Annotated in this window: 18 protein-coding genes; 12 read left to right on the top strand and 6 right to left on the bottom strand. The window is 64.2% G+C overall.

Annotated elements, in window-relative coordinates; all coding sequences use genetic code 11:
* Window positions 1-103 precede the first annotated feature (103 nt).
* Window positions 104-1,438: an NADP-specific glutamate dehydrogenase gene (gene gdhA / locus A9513_RS05905; protein ID WP_024763064.1), complete on the bottom strand. Its 1,335-nt coding sequence runs from the start codon at window positions 1,436-1,438 to the stop codon at window positions 104-106.
* A gap of 217 nt (window positions 1,439-1,655) precedes the next feature.
* On the opposite strand from gdhA, the gene A9513_RS05900 reads away from it, so the two are divergent.
* Window positions 1,656-1,952 (top strand): hypothetical protein, encoded by a 297-nt coding sequence (locus A9513_RS05900; protein WP_255302822.1) that lies wholly within the window; start codon window positions 1,656-1,658, stop codon window positions 1,950-1,952.
* 56 nt (window positions 1,953-2,008) lie between these two features.
* Here A9513_RS05900 and ettA read toward each other — a convergent pair whose 3' ends face one another.
* The gene (gene ettA, locus A9513_RS05895) at window positions 2,009-3,673 is read right to left on the bottom strand and encodes an energy-dependent translational throttle protein EttA (RefSeq protein WP_024763062.1); all 1,665 of its coding nucleotides are present in this window, start codon (window positions 3,671-3,673) and stop codon (window positions 2,009-2,011) included.
* A gap of 411 nt (window positions 3,674-4,084) precedes the next feature.
* On the opposite strand from ettA, the gene A9513_RS05890 reads away from it, so the two are divergent.
* Both A9513_RS05890 and glyA read left to right on the top strand, forming a co-directional pair.
* Window positions 4,085-8,248 carry a GGDEF and EAL domain-containing protein gene (locus tag A9513_RS05890; RefSeq protein ID WP_176707221.1) on the top strand — a complete coding sequence of 1,388 codons (4,164 nt, stop codon included), beginning with the start codon at window positions 4,085-4,087 and terminating at the stop codon, window positions 8,246-8,248.
* Between the two features lie 216 nt (window positions 8,249-8,464).
* Window positions 8,465-9,718, top strand: coding sequence for a serine hydroxymethyltransferase (gene glyA, locus A9513_RS05885; RefSeq protein ID WP_024763060.1), 1,254 nt, complete (start codon window positions 8,465-8,467; stop codon window positions 9,716-9,718).
* 231 nt (window positions 9,719-9,949) lie between these two features.
* Here glyA and A9513_RS05880 read toward each other — a convergent pair whose 3' ends face one another.
* Window positions 9,950-10,441: a hypothetical protein gene (locus A9513_RS05880; RefSeq protein ID WP_024763059.1), complete on the bottom strand. Its 492-nt coding sequence runs from the start codon at window positions 10,439-10,441 to the stop codon at window positions 9,950-9,952.
* Window positions 10,442-10,719: 278 nt separating this feature from the next.
* Here A9513_RS05880 and A9513_RS05875 point away from each other — a divergent pair, with 278 nt between their 5' ends.
* The 3 genes from A9513_RS05875 to A9513_RS05865 all read left to right on the top strand — a co-directional run bounded on the left by A9513_RS05875 (window position 10,720) and on the right by A9513_RS05865 (window position 13,885).
* Complete coding sequence (locus A9513_RS05875; RefSeq protein ID WP_017521650.1) at window positions 10,720-12,015, top strand: NCS2 family permease; 1,296 nt, start codon at window positions 10,720-10,722, stop codon at window positions 12,013-12,015.
* Window positions 12,016-12,206: 191 nt separating this feature from the next.
* Window positions 12,207-13,292 (top strand): tRNA (uridine(54)-C5)-methyltransferase TrmA, encoded by a 1,086-nt coding sequence (gene trmA, locus A9513_RS05870; RefSeq protein WP_065084203.1) that lies wholly within the window; start codon window positions 12,207-12,209, stop codon window positions 13,290-13,292.
* Between the two features lie 95 nt (window positions 13,293-13,387).
* A complete protein-coding gene (locus A9513_RS05865) occupies window positions 13,388-13,885 on the top strand; it encodes a DUF4136 domain-containing protein (RefSeq protein ID WP_065084202.1) in 498 nt (165 codons plus the stop codon).
* Window positions 13,886-13,888: 3 nt separating this feature from the next.
* Here the strand turns inward: A9513_RS05865 and A9513_RS05860 are convergent, their stop codons facing one another.
* Both A9513_RS05860 and A9513_RS05855 read right to left on the bottom strand, forming a co-directional pair.
* A complete protein-coding gene (locus A9513_RS05860) occupies window positions 13,889-14,191 on the bottom strand; it encodes a DUF1883 domain-containing protein (RefSeq protein ID WP_024763056.1) in 303 nt (100 codons plus the stop codon).
* Window positions 14,192-14,289: 98 nt separating this feature from the next.
* Complete coding sequence (locus A9513_RS05855) at window positions 14,290-14,748, bottom strand: DUF4345 family protein (RefSeq protein ID WP_024763055.1); 459 nt, start codon at window positions 14,746-14,748, stop codon at window positions 14,290-14,292.
* A 201-nt stretch (window positions 14,749-14,949) separates the two neighbouring features.
* Here A9513_RS05855 and A9513_RS05850 point away from each other — a divergent pair, with 201 nt between their 5' ends.
* Window positions 14,950-15,384, top strand: coding sequence for a DUF411 domain-containing protein (locus A9513_RS05850; protein ID WP_065084201.1), 435 nt, complete (start codon window positions 14,950-14,952; stop codon window positions 15,382-15,384).
* A gap of 169 nt (window positions 15,385-15,553) precedes the next feature.
* Here the strand turns inward: A9513_RS05850 and alaC are convergent, their stop codons facing one another.
* Window positions 15,554-16,771, bottom strand: coding sequence for an alanine transaminase (alaC, locus tag A9513_RS05845; protein WP_065084200.1), 1,218 nt, complete (start codon window positions 16,769-16,771; stop codon window positions 15,554-15,556).
* 172 nt (window positions 16,772-16,943) lie between these two features.
* Between alaC and A9513_RS05840 the strand changes: the two genes are divergently transcribed.
* From A9513_RS05840 to A9513_RS05820, 5 genes are all read left to right on the top strand, one after another.
* Window positions 16,944-17,804, top strand: a complete 861-nt coding sequence (locus A9513_RS05840; RefSeq protein WP_065084199.1) for a PhzF family phenazine biosynthesis protein — start codon at window positions 16,944-16,946, stop codon at window positions 17,802-17,804.
* A 175-nt stretch (window positions 17,805-17,979) separates the two neighbouring features.
* Window positions 17,980-19,506, top strand: coding sequence for a tryptophan halogenase family protein (locus A9513_RS05835; protein WP_024763051.1), 1,527 nt, complete (start codon window positions 17,980-17,982; stop codon window positions 19,504-19,506).
* A gap of 629 nt (window positions 19,507-20,135) precedes the next feature.
* A complete protein-coding gene (locus A9513_RS05830; RefSeq protein ID WP_065084198.1) occupies window positions 20,136-21,653 on the top strand; it encodes a tryptophan halogenase family protein in 1,518 nt (505 codons plus the stop codon).
* A 126-nt stretch (window positions 21,654-21,779) separates the two neighbouring features.
* Complete coding sequence (locus tag A9513_RS05825; protein WP_065084197.1) at window positions 21,780-23,003, top strand: cation:proton antiporter; 1,224 nt, start codon at window positions 21,780-21,782, stop codon at window positions 23,001-23,003.
* Window positions 23,004-23,192: 189 nt separating this feature from the next.
* Window positions 23,193-24,095 carry a neutral zinc metallopeptidase gene (locus A9513_RS05820; protein WP_037012719.1) on the top strand — a complete coding sequence of 301 codons (903 nt, stop codon included), beginning with the start codon at window positions 23,193-23,195 and terminating at the stop codon, window positions 24,093-24,095.
* The last annotated feature ends 54 nt before the right edge of the window (window positions 24,096-24,149 follow it).

The following is a 24,149-nucleotide window of genomic DNA, read 5'->3' as shown; positions in this document are numbered from 1 at the left end:
CCGGGGTGAGGGTGATGCATAGGCACGGAGCTCATCTTCGGCCACCATGAGACCGAAAAGAAAAACGGGCCCATAGGGCCCGTTCTTCCTGCTGGTTGAGCGGTCAGACGACGCCCTGGGCCAGCATCGCGTCGGCCACCTTGACGAAGCCGGCGATGTTGGCGCCCTTCACGTAGTTGATCCGGCCATTCTCCTCGCCGTAGGCGACGCAGGCATGGTGGATGTTCTGCATGATGCCGTGCAGGCGCTGGTCCACCTCACCGGCGGTCCAGGCCAGGCGCATGGCGTTCTGGCTCATCTCCAGGCCGCTGGTGGCGACGCCGCCGGCGTTGGAAGCCTTGCCCGGCGCGTAGAGGATGCCGGCCTCGAGGAAGATATCCACAGCCTCCAGGGTGGACGGCATGTTCGCGCCTTCGGCCACGCAGATGCAGCCGTTGGCCAGCAGCGTGCGCGCGTCGTTGGCGTCCAGCTCGTTCTGGGTGGCGCAGGGCAGCGCGATGTCGCAAGCGAGCGACCACGGACGTTCACCGGCAATGAAGCGCAAGCCGGGGCCGGTCATCTCGCTGAGGCGGCCGCGACGGACGTTCTTCAGCTCCATGACTTCTTCCCACTGCTCCAGGGTCAGGCCAGCTTCAAAGAACAGCGTGCCTTCGGAATCGGACAGCGAGATCACCTTGCCGCCCAGCTCCATGACCTTCTGCGCGGCGTACTGGGCCACGTTGCCGGAACCGGAGATGGCCACGCGCTGGCCGTCGAAGCCGCTCTCGCGGGCCTTGAGCATTTCCTGGGCGAAGTACACGCAGCCGTAGCCGGTGGCTTCCGGGCGGATCAGGCTGCCGCCGTAGGACATACCCTTGCCGGTCAACACCGAGGTGAACTCGTTGGACAGGCGCTTGTACTGGCCGAACAGGTAGCCGATCTCGCGGGCGCCGACGCCGATGTCACCGGCCGGTACGTCGAGGTCCGCGCCAACGTGACGGAACAGCTCGCTCATGAACGACTGGCAGAAGCGCATGACTTCGGCGTCGCTCTTGCCCTTCGGATCGAAGTCCGAGCCGCCCTTGCCGCCGCCCATGGGCAGCGAGGTCAGGGAGTTCTTGAAGACCTGCTCGAAGGCCAGGAACTTCAGTACGCCAAGGTTGACCGAAGGGTGGAAGCGCAGGCCGCCCTTGTATGGGCCGATGGCGCTGCTCATCTGGATGCGGAAACCGCGGTTGACCCGCACTCGCCCGGCGTCGTCCACCCACGGCACGCGGAACAGGATCGCGCGTTCGGGCTCGACGATGCGTTCGACGATGCCGGCCTGCAGGTAATGCGGGTTGGCTTCGAGGAAGGGCCAGAGGGAGCGCAGCACCTCTTCCACCGCCTGGTGGAACTCGGGCTGATCGGGGTCGCGCCGCTTGAGGCGCTCGAGGAACGAGTCAACGGATTGCGTCATGTCTACACCGGTACTTTTCTGGTTATGTGATGCTTTTTGCCGGCAGACTCTAACAACCCAAGCCGCACTCAGATAGTGCAGCGTGACGCTTTTATGAATCTTTATGGTGCAAAAATATAAATCCCACCTCTGCCGGACCAGCAGAAAACCAGATTTTTGTATACAAAATCAATAGGCAGTTGCACTCAAACAACACAACCCCTCCAGGATGATTCCGATGCACGCACGCCCCTTCGCGCTCCTCGCCGCTCTCACCTGTGCCTTCGCCCTGCCCGCCCAGGCGGCCATGAAACTGGGCAACTTCACCGAGTCCGGCGCCCTGGTGGTAGCGGATACATTCGATAGCGAAGTGATCCACAAGTCGAACTTCAGCACCGCCGACCTGCAACGCATGTCGCGGCAGTTGGAGGAGCAGCAGCGCACACTGCAGGACCAGGCGCGGCAAATCGACACACTGCAGCGCCAGTTGGAGGAGCAACGGCGCACCCTGGACGATCTCAAGCGCAGCCGCTGAATAAGGCACAGAAATGAAAACGGGGCCCGAAGGCCCCGTTTTCATGGCGAAGTGGCTTACGCCAGCTTCTTGTAGCGCACGCGGTGCGGCTGCGAGGCTGCGTCGCCCAGGCGCTTCTTGCGATCGGCTTCGAACTCGGTGTAGTTGCCTTCGAAGAAGGTCACCTTGCCGTCGTCCTCGTAGGAGAGAATGTGGGTCGCGATGCGGTCCAGGAACCAGCGATCGTGGGAAATCACGATGGCGGCGCCGGGGAAGTCCAGCAGCGCTTCTTCCAGCGCACGCAGGGTTTCCACGTCGAGGTCGTTGGACGGTTCGTCGAGCAGCAACACGTTGCCGCCCTGCTTCAGGGTCAGGGCCAGGTGCAGACGGCCACGCTCACCACCGGAGAGGTCCTTGACGAACTTCTGCTGGTCGCCGCCCTTGAAGTTGAAGCGGCCGACGTAGCTGCGCGACGGGACTTCGTAGTTGCCGATCTTGATCTGCTCGAAGCCGTCGGACACCTGTTCCCATACGGTCTTGTTGCCTTCGAGGATTTCACGGCTCTGGTCGACGCTGGCGATCTGCACGGTCTCGCCGATCTCGATGGTGCCCGAGTCCGGTTGCTCCTTGCCGGTCAGCATGCGGAACAGGGTGGATTTGCCTGCGCCGTTGCCGCCGATCACGCCGACGATGGCGCCCTTGGGGATGCTCAGCGACAGGTTGTCGATCAGCACGCGCTCGCCGTAGCCCTTGGTGACGTTGTGCAGTTCGATGACCTTGTCGCCCAGGCGCGGACCGGCCGGGATGTAGATCTCGTTGGTCTCGCTGCGCTTCTGGAATTCCTGCGACTGCAGTTCCTCGAAGCGTTGCAGGCGGGCCTTGGACTTGGCCTGGCGGCCCTTGGCGCCCTGGCGCACCCATTCCAGTTCGGCCTTCATGGCCTTGGCGTGGGAGGCTTCCTGCTTGGCTTCCTGGGCCAGGCGGTTGGCCTTGGATTCCAGCCAGCCGGAGTAGTTACCTTCGAATGGAATGCCGTGGCCACGGTCCAGTTCGAGGATCCAGCCGGCGACGTTGTCGAGGAAGTAGCGGTCGTGGGTGATCGCTACCACGGTGCCGGGGAAGTCGTGGAGGAAGTGTTCCAGCCAGGCGACAGAGTCGGCGTCCAGGTGGTTGGTCGGTTCGTCCAGCAGCAGCATGTCCGGCGCGGACAGCAGCAGGCGGCATAGCGCCACGCGGCGCTTCTCACCACCGGAGAGGTGTTCGATCTTGGCGTCCCACGGCGGCAGGCGCAGGGCGTCGGCGGCGACTTCCAGCTGGCGCTCCAGGTTGTGGCCGTCGGAAGCCTGGAGAATGGCTTCCAGCTTGGCCTGCTCGGCGGCCAGGGCGTCGAAGTCGGCATCCGGCTCGGCGTAGGCGGCGTAGACCTCGTCCAGGCGAGCCTGGGCGGCCTTGATCTGGCCGACGGCCTCCTCGACGATCTCGCGCACGGTGGCCTGCGGGTCGAGCTTGGGCTCCTGCGGCAGGTAGCCGACATTGATGCCCGGCATCGGGCGGGCTTCGCCTTCGATCTCGGTGTCGACGCCGGCCATGATGCGCAGCAGGGTGGATTTACCCGCGCCGTTCAGGCCGAGCACGCCGATCTTGGCGCCGGGGAAGAACGACAGGGAGATGTCCTTGAGGATTTCACGCTTGGGCGGCACGACCTTGCCGACCCGGTGCATGGTGTAGACGTATTGAGCCATGGATACCTGACTTCTGGGATGAATTGACGATCGGGATGGCCGGAACGGACGACGGCAGCGCCGGCACTTCGGGCCGGAACGGTGGCACCGTGGGCCACCGGAGGGCGCGAACGGCCGATGGACGGCCCTTCGCGCGGGACTCTGCGGGGATGTACTTTATGCCCCGAACTCTGGCCGTACATCACGCGCGCGTGCGGCAAAGCTACCGGAATGAGTCGGGAAGGGCAAACGACGCTCGTCGGCCATACTGGCACTTAGCCGCCTTTCCGGGCATCCTAGCCTGCGCCGAATTCAGCCGTATCGCCCCAGGTCCCTAAGTCCGTGTCTATTTCTCCCCGTACCCTTCCGGACGCATTGGTCAGGCCTGGCCGCGTGGCGACCCGGACAGCCCTGGTGCTGCTGGTGCTGTTCATGCTCGGTCTGCTGGGCTGGCAGTTGCACCAGGAGCTCCGCAGCCAGGAGCGCTTCGAGCGCGAGCGGGTAGTATTGCACGGCGAACAGATGGCCCAGCGGATCTCCCTGACCCTGGAGCTCAAGGCAGTGGCGGCCCAGGCCCTGCTGCAGCAGGAGCTCTCCCGCGACCACGGCGACATCCGTGCCACGCTGATCACCGGACTCAAACACATCTATCCGTCCTTCCACAGCCTGGTGAGGCTGGATGCCGGTGGCGCCCCCCTGAGCGACTCCGCCAGCAGCATCAAGGACACGGCATTCATCGAAGCCCTGCGTCAGCGCAGTGCACAGCAGCCTTATCACTATGCATTCAGCGAGGAGAACGGCGGGCATTTCTATGTCTGGCTGAAGGCCACCGAGCCCGGTGAAGAAGACAGCGTCATCCGCCTCGACGAAAAAATCGCCCGGCGCGGCTGGGCGGCACAGATCCGCCCCGAGTCGCCGGACTGGATACTGGTCGACAGCGTCCAGCAGAAGGTCCTCGGCCGCTCCAGCGGCTACCGTCCCGGCCCGCTGTCCGCCGCCTCGCCGCTGGAGCAGGCGCAGAGCCTGGACGGCCTGGAGATCCAGAACACCGACTGGCAACTGCGCCCGCAGTTCGACGAACGGCAGATGCGCACCACCCTGCTGCCGCGCCTGGGGGGAGAGCTGGCGCTGCTGCTGGTGCTGGCCGGCATCGCCGGCGCCGCCCTGCTGCGCCTGCAACGCGAACAACAGAACCTGCGAGCGCTGACCGTAGAGTCGCAACAGAGCCTGCGCCAGGCCGCACAGGCCCTTGGCGCCATCGACGAGCGGGTGCTGGTGACCCGCGCCGACGGTCGCCTTGCCTACCTCAATCCACAGGCCGAGCAACTGTTCGGCATCGCCGCCGGCAAAGCCGGCGAGCACCACCTGCTGGAACTGCTACCCGGTCTTGGCGGCCTGCTGGCCAGCAGCGACACCTCGGCGGACAACGGCTCCGAGCTGGTTCGCGTCAATGATGCCGGCCAGGCACGCCTGTTCGCCGTCAGCCATCACTCGCTGGACGACAGCCCGCTGGCCGCGGAGCAGACCTGGGTCCTGCGTGGCAACCTGCCCCAGGGCGGACAGGTCTGGGTACTGCGCGACGTCACCGAGGAACAGCAGGCGCTGCACATCCTCGAGGAAACCCGCCGACGCTACCAGGACATCTTCGACGGCGTCGGCGTCGCCCTCTGCGTGCTCGACCTTTCCGCCCTGCGCCAGAGCCTGGTGGATCTCAACCTGCGCCGGCAGAGCGACCTGCGCGACTGGATCGCCTCGCAGCCCGAACGCCTGCCCTGGCTGCTGCGCCAAGTGCGCATCACCGAGATCAACAATGTCGCCAAACGCCTGATGCGCGTCACCAACACCGAACAGGCCTGGCAGGTGTTGATCGGCAGCGCCGGGATGCGCCCGGACGGCGTGCGCAGCAAAGTGCTCGAAGCCGTGCTGCACGGCCAGGGCATGGTCGAACTGGAAGCCTGCATCACCACCCGCCAGGGCGAGCAGCGCCATCTGTGGCTGCAACTGCGCGTTCCGGAGATGATCCAGGACTTCCACGCCGTCACCCTGAGCCTGTCGGACATCACCAGCCGCAAGCAGGTCGAGCTGTCGCTGATCGAGCGCGAAAAGTTCTGGTCCGATGCCGTGCGCGCGGTGCCCGACACCCTGTACATCCACGACATCGCCGCCCGCCGGGTGATCTTCACCAACCACAACCTCGGTTACCAGTTGGGCTACAGCGGCGACGAGCTGCGCGACATGGGCGAGCGCTTCTGGGAAAAAGTGCTGCACCCGGACGATGTCGAGTACTACTGGCGCGTGCGCAACCTGCAGCAGGTGGTGGGCGATGGCCTGCTGCTGGACAGCCAGCTGCGCTGGCGTCATCGCGACGGTTCCTGGCACTGGTTCGACATCCGTGAGCAGGCCCTGACCCGCGACGACACCGGCCGCGTGGCCCGCCTGATCGGCGTGGCCAAGGACATCACCGATACCGTCGAAGCACACAACTCCCTTCGTGAGAGCGGGCGCCGCTACCGCATGCTCGCCGAGAGCATCAGCGACGTCATCCTCTCCACCGACGCCCAGGTGAAGCTCAACTACATCAGCCCATCGATCCAGCAGGTGTTCGGCTACAGCCCGGAATGGGTGCTGGCCAACGGCTTCCAGCAGGTGGCCGCCAACCCGGCGCAGCTGGAGCGCCTGGAGGAGCTGCTGCACCGCGTACAGGGCGCCATCGGCGAGCCCAAGCGCCTGGCCGAATTACGCGAAAGCGCCGAACCGCAGCTGTTCAGCCTCGACTGCCTGCACGCCGACGGCCACAAGATCCCGGTGGAACTGCGCATCGCCCTGATGTGGGACGACCATGGCCGCTTCGAGGGGCTGCTCGGCGTCGCCCGCGACGTCAGCCAGCAGCGCCGCGCCGAGCGCGAGATGCGCATGGCGGCCACGGTATTCGAGCACTCCACCGCGGCGATCATGGTCACCGACCCCGCCGGCTACATCGTGCAGATCAACGACTCCTTCAGCCGCCTTACCGGCTATTCCGCCGAAGAGGTGCTGGACCAGTTGCCGCGCCTGCTCACCGCCGACCGCCAGGAGGCCAACCAGCTCAAGCACGTGCTGGAAAGCCTGCGCAAGAGCGGCAGCTGGGAAGGCGAAATCCTGCAGAAGCGCAAGAGCGGCGAGCTGTACCCGAGCTGGGTCGGCATCACGGCCGTGCACGACGATGAGGGCGATCTGGTCAGCTTCGTCTGCTTCTTCAGCGACATCAGCGAGCGCAAGGCCAGCGAGCGGCGCATCCACCGCCTGGCGTACTACGACGCCCTGACCCACCTGCCCAACCGCACGCTGTTCCAGGACCGCCTGCACACCGCCCTGCTGCAGGCCGAACGGCACCAGCAGTGGGTCGTGCTGATGTTCCTCGACCTCGACCGCTTCAAGCCGATCAACGACTCCCTCGGCCACGCCGCGGGCGACCGCATGCTCAAGGAAGTGGCCGAGCGCCTGAGCCATTGCGTCAGCGACGACGACACCGTGGCGCGCATGGGCGGCGACGAGTTCACCTTGCTGTTGCCCGGCCAGAAGGACCGCGAGAAGGCGCTCCGGCAGGCGATCCAGGTGGCCGAGCAGATTCTTTCCAGCCTTGCCCGCCCCTTCACCCTGGAAGGCCGCGAGTTCTTCGTCACCGCCAGCATCGGCGTGGCGCTCTCGCCGCAGGACGGCGCCGAGCTCAGCCAGTTGATGAAGAACGCCGACACCGCGATGTACCACGCCAAGGAGATGGGCAAGAACAACTTCCAGTTCTACCAGGCCGAGATGAACGCCCGCGCCCTGGAGCGCCTGGAACTGGAAAGCGACCTGCGCCGGGCCATCGAGCAGGAAGAATTCATTCTCCACTACCAGCCACAGTTCACCGGCGACGGCCGCCGCCTGACCGGCGCCGAGGCGCTACTGCGCTGGCAGCATCCCAAGCGCGGGCTGATTCCGCCGACGGAGTTCATCCCGGTGCTGGAAGAGCTGGGCCTGGTTGCCCAGGTCGGCGACTGGCTGCTGGAGCAGGCGTGCCTGCAACTGCGAGCCTGGCACCGCGACAAGGTGCGGGTGCCGAAGATTTCCGTGAACCTCTCGGCCCGGCAGTTCGCCGACGGCCAGTTGGGCGAACGCATCGCCAGCATCCTCGCCGACACCGGCATCGCCCCGGCCTGCCTGGAGCTGGAGCTGACTGAAAGCATCCTGATGAGCGATGTTTCCCAGGCGATGCAGATACTTCAGGGCCTGAAACGTCTGGGCCTGGCGATCGCGGTCGACGATTTCGGCACCGGTTACTCCTCGCTCAATTACCTCAAGCAGTTCCCCATCGACGTACTGAAGATCGACCGCAGCTTCGTCGACGGCCTGCCCCACGGCGAACAGGACGCGCAGATCGCCCGCGCCATCATCGCCATGGCCCACAGCCTGAACCTGATGGTGATCGCCGAGGGCGTGGAGAGCCATGAGCAACTGGAGTTCCTGCGCGAACACGGCTGCGACGAGGTGCAGGGCTTCCTCTTCGGCCGCCCGGTGCCGGCGGACCAGTTCGCCGCGCTGTTCGCCAGCAACGCATTGTTCCTGCTCGGCTGACCGCACGGCGCAGCAGGCGAGCGCCCTTGTAGGATGGCGTATTCATCCTGCACCTTCGACAAGCGGCTATCCACCCCACTCGGCCGCTCGTCTCTCCCGCGATCCTGGCCTTGAACCCCGCTTGTCAGCCACATGACCGCCTTTCATGTGCCAGCACCGGCGCCTTGAGTTAGAATGCGCGCCTTTCCCCAGCACCCGATCCTTAAGAGGACCGCCATGTTCAGCCGTGATTTGACCCTCGCCCGCTACGATGCCGAACTCTTCGCCGCGATGGAGCAGGAAGCCCAGCGCCAGGAAGAGCACATCGAGCTCATCGCCTCCGAGAACTACACCAGCCCGGCGGTGATGGAAGCCCAGGGTTCGGTGCTGACCAACAAGTACGCCGAAGGCTACCCGGGCAAGCGCTACTACGGTGGTTGCGAGTACGTCGACGTCGTCGAGCAGCTGGCCATCGACCGCGCCAAGGAGCTGTTCGGCGCCGACTACGCCAACGTCCAGCCGCACGCCGGCTCCCAGGCCAACGCCGCCGTCTACCTGGCCCTGCTGTCGGCCGGTGACACCATCCTGGGCATGAGCCTGGCCCACGGCGGTCACCTGACCCACGGCGCCAGCGTTTCCTCGTCCGGCAAGCTGTACAACGCCGTGCAGTACGGCATCACCGACGCCGGCCTGATCGACTACGACGAAGTCGAGCGCCTGGCCGTCGAGCACAAGCCGAAGATGATCGTCGCCGGCTTCTCCGCCTACTCCCAGGTGCTGGACTTCGCCCGCTTCCGCGCCATCGCCGACAAAGTGGGCGCCTACCTGTTCGTCGACATGGCCCACGTGGCCGGTCTGGTCGCCGCTGGCGTCTACCCGAACCCGGTGCCGTTCGCCGACGTGGTCACCACCACCACCCACAAGACCCTGCGCGGCCCGCGCGGCGGCCTGATCCTCGCTCGCAAGAACGAAGAGATCGAGAAGAAGCTGAACTCCGCCGTCTTCCCGGGCGCCCAGGGTGGCCCGCTGGAGCACGTGATCGCCGCCAAGGCAGTGTGCTTCAAGGAAGCCCTGCAGCCCGAGTTCAAGGCCTACCAGCAGCAGGTCCTGAAGAACGCCCAGACCATGGCCAGCGTGTTCATCGAGCGCGGCTTCGACGTGGTTTCCGGCGGTACCCAGAACCACCTGTTCCTGCTGTCCCTGATCAAGCAGGACATCACCGGTAAGGACGCCGACGCCGCCCTGGGTCGCGCTTTCATCACCGTGAACAAGAACAGCGTGCCGAACGACCCGCGCTCCCCGTTCGTCACCTCCGGCCTGCGTATCGGCACCCCGGCTGTCACCACCCGCGGTTTCAAGGAAGCCGAGTGCCGCGAGCTGGCCGGCTGGATCTGCGACATCCTCACCAACATGGGCGACGAGTCCGTGGTGGACGGCGTGCGCGAGAAGGTCAAGGCCATCTGCGCCAAGTTCCCGGTCTACGGCGCCTAAGCCGAACCCGCGAACCGCGAAACGAAAAAGCCCGGCAGATGCCGGGCTTTTTCATGTCTGTCGCTCACAGGGCTCAGGCTCGCTCCTACGAAAAATCCACTACGCGCCGGTAACAGTAATAAAGCTTCGTAGGGCGCATACCGCGCCAGCGTTATCCGCCTCCACGCAGCCGGCGAATAACCAGTTCCAGGTTATTCGTCCCACTCAGGGATACGCCCCATAAAGGATGGGCTAGGGCTGCCCACCTGATTTCTGCTCCGGCTGCACCGGCACATCCCGCAAGTCGTTGAGTCGCCGCACCAGCGTCTCCGCCTCCGCCTGGCTGGCAAACCCCTTGAGCATCACCTGGCCATCCGTCACCACCCGCGTCACCTGGGGTAGCAGTCGCAGCTGCCCGTCGATCACCACCGCCAGGGCCTTGCCCTGCTCATCCTCGGTCAGCCTGGCCAGGCGCAGGCTGGCCTCGGGGGTGAACAGCACCCGCACCGCCGGCTTGCCGTCAGCCACGCTGGCCAGCTCGGCGCGCTGCACATCGTGCTGGGTCAACACCGGATGGGTTTCCAGCAGCACCGCCTTGCCCTGCGGGTCGGCCAGGGTGCGGGTACTGGCCGTGGGCTTCTCGGCCAGGGCGTGGACATCGAAGGTGTGCTGCGGCGCCGACGGCGGTGCACCGGCGCAGGCGCCCAACAATGAGGCGAGGAGGATCGGAATAGAGCGTTTCATCGACTGCGAATCGGACCGAGCGGCCCGGGCGGGCCAGGGTTATGAAGGATCAGACCACCGTCAGCGCACAAGTTGCACTCCCTTGGTCGGCACCCGCGACTAAGCTTGCAGACGAACGGATGCTGGCGGTCCGGTCAGAAATTCTCCGGCTCAGGGCAAGCTGGTATCATGCGCGCCTTTTGCCGGCCACAAGAAAAGGCGCAGGGCCCACCTGGGCATGCACCTTGCTTTTCCCGGCCAGAACGATAACGGCGCAAGAGCGTCACGGGGAGCCAAACATGCTGGAAAAGCTGTTCCAACTCAAGGCACACAACACCAATGTGCGCACCGAGATCCTGGCGGGTATCACTACCTTCCTGACCATGGCCTACATCCTCTTCGTCAACCCGAGCATCCTCGGCGAGACGGGCATGGATAAAGGCGCGATCTTCGTCGCCACCTGCCTCGCCGCCGCCATCGGCTCGGCGGTGATGGGCCTGATCGCCAACTACCCGATCGCCCTGGCTCCCGGCATGGGCCTGAACGCCTTCTTCACCTACACCGTGGTCCTGCACATGGGCCACACCTGGCAAGTGGCGCTCGGTGCGGTGTTCCTCTCCGCGTGCATGTTCTTCATCATTTCGATCTTCCGCATCCGCGAGTGGATCATCAACAGCATCCCGCTGGCCCTGCGCTCGGCCATCGCCGCCGGCATCGGCCTGTTCCTCGCGCTGATCGCGCTGAAGGAATCGGGCATCGTCGTCGCCAACCAGGCCACCCTGGTGGGCATGGGTGATCTCGCCAAGCCCGCACCGCTGCTGGCGATCCTCGGCTTCATCCTGATCGTCGCCCTGGAAGCGCGCCGCGTGACCGGCGCGGTGATGATCGGCATCCTGGTCGTCACCTTCATCTCCATCGCCATCGGCGTCTCCCAGTTCGGCGGCGTGGTATCGATGCCGCCGTCGCTGGCGCCGACCTTCCTCCAGTTGGATATCAAGGGCGCGCTGGACATCGGCCTGTTCAGCGTGATCTTCGCCTTCCTCTTCGTCGACCTGTTCGACAACTCCGGCACCCTGATCGGCGTGGCCAAGCGGGCCGGCCTGATGGGCAAGGACGGGCACATGCCGAAGATGGGCCGCGCGCTGATCGCCGACAGCTCCGCCGCCATGGTCGGCTCGCTGCTGGGCACCTCCACCACCACCAGCTACATCGAGTCGGCGGCGGGCGTTTCCGCCGGTGGCCGCACCGGCCTGACCGCCATCGTGGTCGCCGTGCTCTTCCTGCTGGCGCTGTTCTTCGCCCCACTGGCGGGCAATGTGCCGGCCTTCGCCACCGCCCCGGCGCTGTTCTTCGTCGCCGTGCTGATGGCTTCGGGCCTGGCCGAGATCGACTGGGACGACCTGACCGTCGCCGCCCCCGTGGTAGTGACCGCCCTGGCCATGCCGCTGACCTTCTCCATTGCCAACGGCATTGCCTTCGGCTTCATCACCTGGACCGCCTGCAAGCTGCTGTCCGGCCGCTTCCGCGAACTGAACCCGGCGCTGGTGATCCTGTCGATTCTCTTCGTGATCAAGCTGGGCTGGTTCAACGCTTGAGTGAAGGGGGCTGCTGCGCGTCGGCCATACTGCGTTGCCAGGTCAATCCGGAATGCTCATTTACAGCCGTAAACTCCGCTTCCGAATCGACCTGGCGCCTTGTCTGACCTAGCTCGCGAGCCCCGACAGTTTCGAGTTGTCCTTAATGAAAAGCGGCCCAGCGAGTCCGGGCCCCTTGAAGAGCGTTCCCCATGAGCAGTCCGCGTTTCGATCCCTCCCACTACGACAGCCAACTGGCCGACAAGGCCGCACGCCTGCGCGAGCTGCTGGCTCCCTTCGCCGCGCCGGAACCGGAGGTGTTCGACTCGCCCCGTGAGCATTACCGCCTGCGCGCCGAGTTCCGCCTGTGGCGCGAGGGCGAGGCCCGCCACTACGCGATGTTCGAGCAGGGCGACAAGCACACGCCGATCCTGATCGAGGAATTCCCCATCGCCAGCCAGCGCATCAACGAGCTGATGCCGCGCCTGAAGGCCGCCTGGGCCGAGCCGACGCTGGGCCACAAGCTGTTCCAGGTGGAGTTCCTCACCACCCTGGCGGGCGACGCGCTGATCACCCTCTGCTACCACCGTCCGGTGGACGCCGCCTGGCAGGCCGCCGCCGAGAAGCTGGCCGCCGAACTGGGCGTGAGCATCGTTGGCCGCTCGCGCGGCAAGCGTCTGGTGGTGGGACGTGATTACGTCAGCGAGGAGCTGACCGTTGCCGGCCGCACCTTCCGTTACCGCCAGCCGGAGGGCGCCTTCACCCAGCCCAACGGCGAGGTCTGCCAGAAGATGCTCAACTGGGCGTACGAAGCCCTGGGCCAGCGCGACGACGACCTGCTGGAACTGTACTGCGGCAACGGCAACTTCACCCTGCCGCTCGCCACCCGCGTGCGCAAGGTGCTGGCCACCGAGATCAGCAAGACCTCGGTGCACGCCGCACTGGCCAACCTGGCCGACAACGCCGTGGACAATGTCACCCTGGTGCGCCTCTCCGCCGAGGAGCTGACCCAGGCGCTCAACGAGGTTCGCCCGTTCCGCCGCCTAGCTGACATCGACCTGAAGTCCTACGAGTTCGGCAGCGTGTTCGTCGACCCGCCGCGTGCCGGCATGGACCCGGACACCTGCGAGCTGACCCGCCGCTTCGACAACATCCTCTATATCTCCTGCAACCCGGAGACCCTGGCGCAGAACATCGCCCAGCTGCACGACACCCACCAGGTCAGCCGCTGCGCCCTGTTCGACCAGTTCCCCTACACGCACCACATGGAAGCCGGCGTGCTGCTGACCCGCCGCTGAGCCCCCGCTACCACGACGGGCCGCCCAACCTAGGGTTGGGCGGCGCCTCCGGGTTCTGCAGCTAGTCTTGCGGAACAACGACAAGAGGCACGCCCATGTCCCGCCTGATCCTTCCCTTGCTGTTCCTGCTGCTGAGCGCCTGTGCCGGCAGCGACCCCGCCGATATCAGCGTCTCCCCCGCCGCCAATGGCCGACAAAGCACCTTCTTCATCCAGGCCGTGCGCGCGCAAGGCCACCGCGAGGATCTGGAGGATCGCTTCGATCTCGCCGTACGCCGCGCGCTGGAAGCCAAGGGCTATGAATTCAAGGAAGGCTCGGGAGAGCTACGGGTGATCTATGCCGTCGGCCTGGACAGCCAGACCGGTATCGTCCAGCGACCGGTGGCGACCAGCGCGGGCGTGATGACCCAGACCCAGTTCACCGATCAGGAACAGGCGCGCCTGGCGCTGAGGATTCTCGACGAGGCTACCGGGCAGGTGCTGTACCAGGCACAAGTGGCGCGCCAGCTGCACGACCCGAAGATCACCCAGCAGGCCGTGGACGAAGGCATCGCCCGCCTGCTGAAGGATTTCCCCGCACAGGCGGGGAACTGAGGATCAGCTGAAGTTCGACGGCGACTTGCGCACGAACTTGATGCTGTACTTGAAGTCGGCCTTGCGCGTGACGCTGATGGCGCGGCGGGTGACGGTGTCGATGGTGATGTTCCAGTTGCCGGTGCTGGGCACCTTGATCTTGGCCGGGAACCGGTCGAAGGCGCCGCCGTGGTACGAATGGCGGCCACCGTTCTTGAAGCTGCGGAAGTTCGCATCGGTCATCAGGCGGATGTTGCAGGTCATGGAACACTCGATGACGACCAGATCGCCTTCGTTGAGGTGTTCACGTTGATGGACGAACTTCATGCTGGCTCCGCTGCTACTACCGCAAAATCAATACGATAGCACGGAGCGGGGTCGGCCCGGCAGCGCCGCTGCTTGCTGGCGACGCCACTCATCCGAACTCACAACCCCTCGAAGTCGGCCTTGCGCTCCTCGGGCTCCGGCTCTTCGCGCACCACCACCTGGCGATTACGCGACTGCCGCTCCAACCAGTAGAGAGCGAAGATCGCCAGCGCCGAAATCACTCCGCGGTAGACCACGCCGGCCAGCTGTGCGTCCCACTCCATGCCCCCTTCGGTCCAGGCGATCAGCAGGCGCGACAATGTCAGGGTCAGTTGCACCAGGATCACCAGGATCAGCGCCGGCCGCACCAGCAGGCGGCGACGCAGGGCAAAGACAAGGAACAGCGCGAGGGCGAACTGATGGCCGCCATAGAACACGCGAGCGTCGCTCACCGACGACGGCTCCATCAGCAACATGCCGCTGAGGTTGGCCATCTCATAGGGACGAATCCAGTAGAGCAATCCCAGGCCACCCCAGACCAGAGCCTGGACCAGCAGGACGAGACGGGCGAAGAGCATCCGATTTCTCCTTGGCCATGCAGCCATTGCCGAGCGTCCAGACCTGCGACCGGGAGTCGCGGACGCACCACCGATCAGCTAAAGACCCCGCACGGCGCGGCAAGTTCGGGCAAGCGCGTCATATGGGGAAACAAACACCGGGTGGGGGCCGGGTACACTGGGGAGTATGCTCAATCGCGTTCGAATTTCGAGGTTCCAACCATGCGCACCCTGCTTCTGCTAACCGCCCTCGTCGCCGGCGCCGCCCAGGCTGCCGAGCCGCTGTCCATCGACGTGCACCGCGATGCCAACTGCGGCTGCTGCAAGGACTGGATCAAGCACCTGGAAAGCAACGGCTTCACCGTCAACGACCACGTCGAGACGGACATGAGTGCAGTGAAGACCAAACTCGGCGTCCCGCACAGCATGGGCTCGTGCCACACCGGCGTGATCGACGGCAAATTCGTCGAGGGCCACGTGCCGGCAGCCGATGTGCTGAAGCTGCGTGAGCGTGCCGACCTGATCGGCGCCGCCGTGCCGGGCATGCCGATGGGCTCGCCGGGCATGGAAATGGGCGACCGGCACGACGCTTACCAGGTGGTCGGGCTGACCAGGAGCGGTCAGCGCGAAGTGATCGCCGACTACCCGGCACACTGACGCCAGGGCTATCCCTCACCCCTGAGCGCTGGCGGAGGTGGGATGGGGCTTCCGGCGCGCGGGGCACTCTCCAGGTTCCCGCGCGGCAATGCTCCGCGAGCAGGATGGGGTGGGGGACTCCAAACAAAAAGGGCGACCATTGGGTCGCCCTTTTTCATTCACACACTCGTCATTCGGCTTTGGCCGGCAACAGCCCGTCGGCGCGGAACATCGCCTTGATCCCCCGCACGGCCTGACGCAGGCGATCACGGTTCTCGATCAGGGCGAAGCGCACATGGTCATCGCCGTAGTCACCGAAGCCGATGCCGGGCGATACGGAGACCTTGGCGTCCTTGAGCAGCTTCTTGGCGAACTCCAGCGAGCCCAGGTGCGCATAGGGCTCGGGGATCTTCGCCCAGATGTACATGGAGGCCTTGGGGTTCTCCACCATCCAACCGGCTTCGTGCAGACCTTTCACCAGCACATCGCGGCGCTTCTGGTACTGGTCGGCGATGTCGCGCACGCACTGCTGGTCGCCTTCCAGCGCGGCGATGGCCGCCACCTGCAGCGGGGTGAAGGTGCCGTAGTCGTGGTAGCTCTTGATCCGCGCCAGAGCCGAGACCAGCTCCGGGTTGCCGACCATGAAGCCGATGCGCCAGCCGGCCATGTTGTAGCTCTTGGACAGGGTGAAGAACTCCACCGCGATGTCCTTGGCACCCGGCACCTGCATGATCGACGGCGCCTTCCAGCCATCGAAGGTGATGTCCGCGTAGGCCAGGTCATGCACCACCAGCACGTCGTAGCGCTTGGCGAGGTCCACCACGCGCTCGAAGAAGTCCAGCTCCACGCACTGCGCGGTGGGGTTGGAGGGGAAGCCGAGGATCATCATCTTCGGCTTGGGAATCGATTCGCGGATCGCCCGCTCCAGCTCGTTGAAGAAGTCGATCCCCGGCACCAGCGGCACCGAGCGCACCTGCGCGCCGGCGATCACCGCACCGTAGATGTGGATCGGATAGCTGGGGTTGGGCACAAGAATGGTGTCGCCGTGGTCCAGGGTGGCGAGCATCAGGTGCGCCAGGCCTTCCTTGGAGCCGATGGTGACGATGGCTTCGGATTCCGGGTCGATCTCGACCTCATAGCGGTCGCGGTACCAGTGCGAGATGGCGCGGCGCAGGCGCGGAATGCCACGGGAAGTGGAGTAGCCGTGGGTGTCTTCGCGCTGGGCGACCTGGCAGAGTTTCTCGACGATGTGCGGCGGCGTGGCCCCGTCCGGGTTGCCCATGGACAGGTCGATGATGTCCTCGCCACGGCGGCGGGCGGCCATCTTCAGTTCGGCGGTGATGTTGAAGACGTAGGGGGGCAGGCGATCGATGCGCGCAAAGCGACGAGCTGAACGGGGTTCAGTCATGGTGTCCTCTGATTAACGTAGGCGCCCGGAACCGTCCGAGCGACGCCGGCCACTGCGGTGGCCTGGAAAGCACGGCGCTGTGACCTGCGCTTTCTTGTCGGCGAACATATAGCTCGCTAGGCTGGCTGTCGAGTTTTTCTTTACGCCGCTCAAGAGCGGCATCTGGAGGCCCATGTCCGCGCAACAGTACTGGCAGCTCGACGTCTTCGCCGACCAACCGCTCACCGGCAACGGCCTGGCGGTGTTCCCCGACGCCCGCGGCATACCCGCCCAGACCCTGCTGGCGCTGACCCAGGAACTGCGTCAGTTCGAGTCGATATTCCTGTTCCCCTCGGCCACGCTGGACACCTATTCGGCGCGCATCTTCACCGTCGACGAGGAACTGCCGTTTGCTGGCCACCCGGTCCTGGGAGCCGCTGCTCTGCTTCACCACCTGCACCAGCGCGGAGAGGAAGAACACTGGACGCTGGAGCTGCCGGCGAAAGCCGTGAAGGTTGCCACCCGCCGCCGGGGCACAGGCTTCCACGCCGAGATGAACCAGGGCACGGCTGATTTCGGCACCGTGCTGGATGACGAGGCGCGCCGCTGGTTCGCCGAAGCCTTCTCGCTGAACGCCGCGGACCTGGCCGACTATCCGGCGGCCGTGGTCAGCACCGGCCTGCCCTACCTGCTGCTGCCAGTGCGCAGCGAAGCAATGGGCCGCGTGCGCCAGCGCACGGATCTGACGGCCGAGCTGGCAAAACTCAACGCCGCCTTCGTCTTCGTACTGGATGTGGATAATCGCGAGGGCCGCACCTGGGACGGCGCCGGGATCATCGAGGACGTTGCCACCGGCAGTGCTGCCGGCCCTGTCGCGGCCTACCTGGTGGAACTGGGCAAGGCGCGCCGCGGCGAGTTGTTCCAGCTGTCCCAGGGCCGCTTCGTGGGCCGCCCCAGCCGTCTCGACGTGCAGGTCGGCCAGGACGACGAAGTCCGCGTCGGCGGTGATGTCCAGTTGCTTGCCCGCGCCGAACTGCTGCATCGATTCGCCTGACCACTGGATAGATCGGCAGTACAGAGAGACAAACCTGGAACATCATCCCAGGAATCGTCTGATCAATATTGAGGAATCGCCTTCCTCTAAGACTCCGATCAGGTCCGGATAATCGCGCTGACTATTTCGGAGCGCCTCGCGGCGCACCTTCCAGCAGATTTTCAGGACGCCTTTCATGTTGAATCTTTCCAATTACCGCCGCGTCGCCGTTGTTGGCGGAGGAAGCGCTGGATGGTTCGCCGCGCTCGAGCTCAGGAAACTCTTTCTCGATCAGGTCGAGGTTGTCCTGGTCGAGTCCGAGACACTGGGCATCATCGGTGCAGGCGAGGGCAGCCTGCCCAATTTCAATCGCGCACTCGATCGCTATGAGATCGACCGTGCCGAGTTCATGCGCGAGACCCGTTCGACCTACAAGCTGGGACTGACGCTGGAAGGCTGGCGTACCGGGAAAAAGGACGACATCTTCTTCCACCCTTTCTCGTTCCACAGCGATGGCGTGGACCTGAATGCCTGGATCGAGCCAAACGGCAGTTATCCACTGGCCTCCATCCTCCTCAACCAGGACCTGCAGCTTCATCACTTCCCCGATGCGTGGCGCCTCTACCGTGAAGGGGCCAGCCAGCAGCAGGCCGAAGCTTATCTGCAGGAGCAACTGAAGCTATATGCCGTGCCACCGATGGCCTTCCATTTCGACGCGCGGAAACTGGCGGAATACTTGCGTGAGGTTGCCCTCAAGCGCGGGGTGAAGAGGGTTAACGCGCGGGTAGAGTCAGTGCGCCTGAACGAGCGTCGGCATGTAACCCACCTGATTCTGGAGAATGGGGAGCTCGAGGTCGACTTCGTCATCGACGCCTCCGGCCTGCACCGCTTGATCATCGACAAGGCCCTGCACTCGCCCTGGGAGTCCTACTCCGATCACCTGCTGCTGAACCAGGCATTGCCTTTCTTCATCCCCGCACAAGGCGCGCACCCTTCGCTGGTCACCCGCGCAATCGCGATGAAGAATGGCTGGATGTGGTGCATCCCGACTCAGGACCGACTTGGCGTCGGCTATGTCTACAGCAACCAGCACACCGACAAGGAAGGCGCCCTGCGCGAAGCCCAGGCGTACTGGGGGACGGAGATCGAGCCGGTCAACCACTTCGCCTTCTCAGCGGGCCACTTCAAGGAGGTATGGATCGGCAACGTCATGGCCGTCGGACTATCCTCCGGCTTTGTCGAGCCCCTGGAAGCCACGTCCATTGGCCAGACACTCGTCCAGCTTGCCCGGTTCAACCAAGTGGTCAGCGCCTGCGATGGCCTCATTCCGCAGCAGCTGATTGATCAATTCAACCGTGACATCACCCGCCACTGGGACGGCATTCGCGATTTCCTTTTCCTCCATTACGACACGCCACGCCAGGATACCGAGTTCTGGAAGGCGGCAAGCAGTGCGACGCCCCCTTCCACCTACGCAGAGCTCAAGCGGACGTTCGCTCTTCGTCCACCTCGCGACGTGGATCTCGAGCCCTATCGCGGCGGTACCTTCAGCCTTTTCGGACCTACCAGCTGGATGTCTGTGGCTGCGCCACTAGGCGTTCTGACCCGAAAGGCAACAGCTGCGGACCTGGTGCCACTGTCGAAGGAGCAACGATGGAACATCGGTGAGTTCCTCGCCAAGGTAGAGCCGCGCATGACCGCGGAAGCTGCCATGTCGATCTAAGGACCAGCCCCGCGATACCGGCTCCTCCAGGACTAGCATGGAGCCGCCGAGCCACTCTGCTGTGCCGTCGCAGAGTGGCAGCGCGAATTATCTTTGCACTTCTTGCGGCGCTCTTATGAGAAATCCACGCCCCACGCTGATTCATGCCGGAACTACCGAGCCGCGCGCGCGCAGAATCCCACGCCACTCAATATCGACAGGGAAATTGCTTCCGGCAGCGCACCGGAGCACGTCTTGATCCGGCTGACAGATCGGAGCCCATGCCATGGCCAATATGTATCTCTCCCAGGCACCTTTTGTGGATAACGCGGCACCTTGCCAAACGACTGGAGACGGCATGCAACCGCTTCGGCACGCCGAACCGGAGCGTCGCACTCCCCGCCGACGAACTAGCTAAACCGGACTAGTTCTCCGTCCACTCGCAAGCAACTTCGGGCTGCACGACACGTACACATTGTCCCGAATTAATTCCTATAAATATCAAGAGCTTTTCATCACTTAAATTCCGGAAAGTCTTACACGCACTGTAAGCGCCCTGCTCTCTTCATTTCCGCGTCGAATACGGATGATTGCGGGGTACCCGGAGTGCCGCACCGCACTCCATCCAGTAGCACTCCAGGAAGCCAATGATGTTGAATTTATCCAACTGCCGCCGAGTCGCCGTAGTGGGCGGAGGAAGCGCCGGGTGGTTCGCCGCACTCGAACTAAGGAAGCTCTTTCTCCACAAAGTGGAAGTCGTCCTGGTTGAGGCAGAATCGCTGGGCATCATTGGTGCCGGCGAAGGCAGCCTGCCTAATTTCAACCGCGCGCTGGAACATTACGGGCTCGACCGTACCGAATTCATGCGCGAAACCCACTCCACGCACAAGTTGGGACTGGCCTTGGAAGGCTGGCGCAGCGGCGCTCCAGATGACATTTTCCTGCATCAGTTTTCCTACAGCCATGACGGTGTCGACCTGACGTCATGGGTCGAGCCCAACGGCAGCTACCCCCTGGCCTCGATACTGATCAACCAGGGCTACCAGCTACAGCACTACCCGGCCACCTGGAAGATGTGGCAAGAAGGAGCCAGTCAGGCCACCGCGGAGGCCTTTCTCCAGAGTCTCCCCGCCAAGACGCCCATGGCCTACCACTTCGACGCCCGCAAGCTGGCCTCCTATCTGCGAGATATCGCGATCAAGCGAGGGGTACAGCACATCAACGCAACCGTCGAAAGTGTGCGCCTTGACGAAAAAAGGCATGTCACCGCACTGGTATTGCCTGATCGCGAGATCGAAGTCGATTTCGTCATCGATGCCTCTGGTCTGCATCGACTGATCATCGGCAAGACGCTGAATGCGTCCTGGCAGTCCTATGCAGACCATTTGCTGTTGAACCGGGCCCTCCCCTTCTTTATCCCCTCACAGACGGAACACCCACCGCTGGTCACCCGCGCTATCGCCATGAGACATGGCTGGATGTGGTGTATTCCAACCCTTGAGCGCCTGGGGGTGGGTTACGTGTACTGCGACCGGTATACCGACAGGGAGGCGGCAGTAAAAGAAGTCCAGGACTACTGGGGGATGGACATCGAGCCGGCCAACGACTTCGCCTTTGAGCCCGGACACTACGACCAGGTGTGGCTGGGCAATGTCATGGCCGTCGGCCTCTCCTCCGGATTCGTCGAGCCGCTGGAGGCAACCTCCATTGGACAGACACTGGACCAGCTCGCGCGCTTCGGCGAATTGATCGTCGCCTGCGACGGCATCATTCCGCAGCAACTGATCGACCAGTTCAATCATGAGATCGGACGCTACTGGGATGGCATTCGAGACTTCCTGTTCCTGCACTATGACACCCCGCGCAACGACACCGAGTTCTGGCGTGCGGCGAGCAATGCAGCGGCACCCAGCACATACAAAGAGCTCAAGCGAACCCTTGCCCATCGCCCGCCCCGGCTGATGGATATGGAGCAATACCAGGGTGGCCCGTTCCGTATGTTCGGCGTGCCCAACTGGATGTCGGTGGCAGCTCCGCTGGGCATTTTGTCCCGCGAAGCGACGGCCTTGGATCTGCGCTCCCTGTCGCAGGAAAAGCGACAGCGCCTGGGCAGCTTCCTCGCCAAGGTAGAAAGCCGCATGAAGGCAGAGAGCGGCGCCTCCAACTAAGCCGGACGGACGCCACACTCGCCAGCACCAGAACGTTGGACGTTGCCTGTCTTGCAGGGACGTCCAACGTACTGAGCGATCACCTGCCCGCTCACGCCACCCCAGCAATGCCTGAGATCAAGCGCAATGCCTCACTCGCCATTTCTTCTCCAGCTGCTGGTCATACTGGCCGTTTCCCGCTTGTGCGGCCTGTTGCTAGGGTTACTGAAACAACCCACCGTGATCGGTGAAATGGCCGCTGGAATAGTGCTGGGGCCGATCGTGTTCGGTGCGCTGTTCCCGGCGCAGCACGCCGAGTTGTTCGAGCCCCATTCGCTTTCGGCGCTGTCCTCCCTGTCACAACTGGGGCTGGTACTGTTCATGTTCGTCGTCGGCGCCGAACTGCGCGCGCCCGATGGTGCGCGTGCTCAACTCAAGTCAGCCAGCCTGGTGGGTATCCTCAGCGTCCTGGTACCAATGGTTCTCGGCTTTTTCGCGTCCGCCCTGCTCCATTCCTCCCTGGCCCCGGCCGGAGTGGGTTTCTGGCCCTTCGCGCTGTTCATGGCGGCAGCCATGTCGATTACCGCCTTCCCTGTCATGGCGCGCATCCTGAAAGAGCGCGGCATGACCCAGACACCCATGGGGCGCCTGTCGATGGCATCGGCGGCTATCGCTGACGTGCTTGCCTGGATCATGCTCGCCGCGGTCGTCGCACTGACCGGAATCGATGGCTCTACCGCCATCGTAAAGACGACACTCGGCCTGGTCGTTCTCGTGGCCGTCATCTTTATCCTGTTCAAGCCATTGTGCGCATGGCTGCTGCGGACCTACGTGAAGGACGGTTGCCCTGGATTGATGATGCTTTCGGTCCTGGCCGGCGGTGCGATAGGCTGCGCCGCTTTGACCCAGTGGCTGGGCGTCCACGCTGTGTTCGGCGCCTTCCTGTTCGGGGCCTGCCTGCCGCGGGATGATCGCCTGCTGAAAACGCTGGTCGAACGCCTGGAGTTTCCTGCGCTGGTCCTGTTGATGCCCGTGTTCTTCGCGATTGCCGGACTCAGCACCACCACCGACGCATTCACCCCGACTCATATCGGAGCCCTGATACTGGTTATCCTGGTTGCAGTCGCCGGCAAGGTACTGGGTGGCGCTGCGGGAGCTCGCGCTGGCGGACTCGCCTGGCGGGACAGCTTTGCAGTTGGCTCGTTGATGAACGCCCGTGGCCTGATGGAACTGATCGTCATGAAAGTTGGGCTCGACGCAGGCCTGATCGGCCCCGAGATGTTCACCATGTTGTTGGTGATGGCGATTCTGACCACTGCCATGACCGCCCCGTTACTCAGCCTGTTCAGTGCATCCGCCCGACTTCCCTGAACACAGAGCCGACTGGAGTGCCGCAGGGCAGATCGGGCTCAGGCGAATCGCGCAGACTTGGCATCGGCCACACGACTGAGCGATATCAGTGCATCCTGAGCTCAGTCCAACGCCTCGCCTGACGATCGGGCTGGCGGCAAACGCCTCCCAAGACAACACTCAACCCACTTATTCGATGGAGATGCCGCCATGCTCTGGCGCAAAGGACGACGCAGCGACAACGTAGTGGATGCCCGCGATGAAACCGGCGGAGGCATGGGCGGTGGCGGAGGCATGCGCATCGGCGGGCGTGGACTGAGTCTGGGCGGCGTGGCTATCGTCGTGGTGATCGGCCTGCTCTCCGGACAGGACCCGATGACCATCCTCGGCTCGCTGCTCGGTCAGATGGATGTTTCCCAGCAACAGGCACCGAGCCGCCCAGTGCAGGGCAAGCCGGCCACCGGCGCCGACCCGCAGGTGGAATTCGTCCAGTCGATCCTCGGCGATACCGAAGACACCTGGGGCGAGATCTTTGCCCGCAGCAACCAGCAGTACGAGCAACCCAAGCTGATCCTGTTCAACGGCGGGGTGAACTCGGCCTGCGGCTTCGCTTCCTCGGCGGTCGGCCCCTTCTACTGTCCCGGCGACCACCGGGTTTACCTCGACCTCGGATTCTTCCGCGAGATGGAGCAGAAGTTCTCTGCCGCCGGCGACTTCGCCCAGGCCTACGTGATTGCCCACGAAGTCGGGCACCACGTGCAGAACCTGCTGGGTATCTCCGCCAAGATCAACGCCGCACGCCAACGCGGCGCGCGCATGGAGGGAGCCAACGGCCTCTCGGTGCGCCAGGAGTTGCAGGCCGACTGCTTTGCCGGCGTCTGGGCCAACCATGCCCAGCAGCGCCTGAACTGGCTGGAGCCAGGCGACGTGGAAGAAGCGCTGAATGCTGCCAATGCCATCGGCGACGACCACCTGCAACGCCAGGCGCGCGGCACAGTGATGCCCGACTCCTTCACCCACGGTTCGTCCGCGCAGCGTGTTCGCTGGTTCAAGCTCGGCTTCGAAAGCGGCTCGCCGGGCAAGTGCGATACCTTCAAGGCGCAGACGCTGTAAGGCACCGAGACGTATCGGCTTGGAGTCTGCGCCTAGAAACTGCGWKATCGGAAG

This window comes from Pseudomonas sp. AU12215 (assembly GCF_001675465.2).
Lineage (GTDB): Bacteria > Pseudomonadota > Gammaproteobacteria > Pseudomonadales > Pseudomonadaceae > Pseudomonas > Pseudomonas nitroreducens.
Note: the sequence above shows the minus strand (reverse complement) of the source record. Positions and strands in the feature narration are given on the sequence as shown.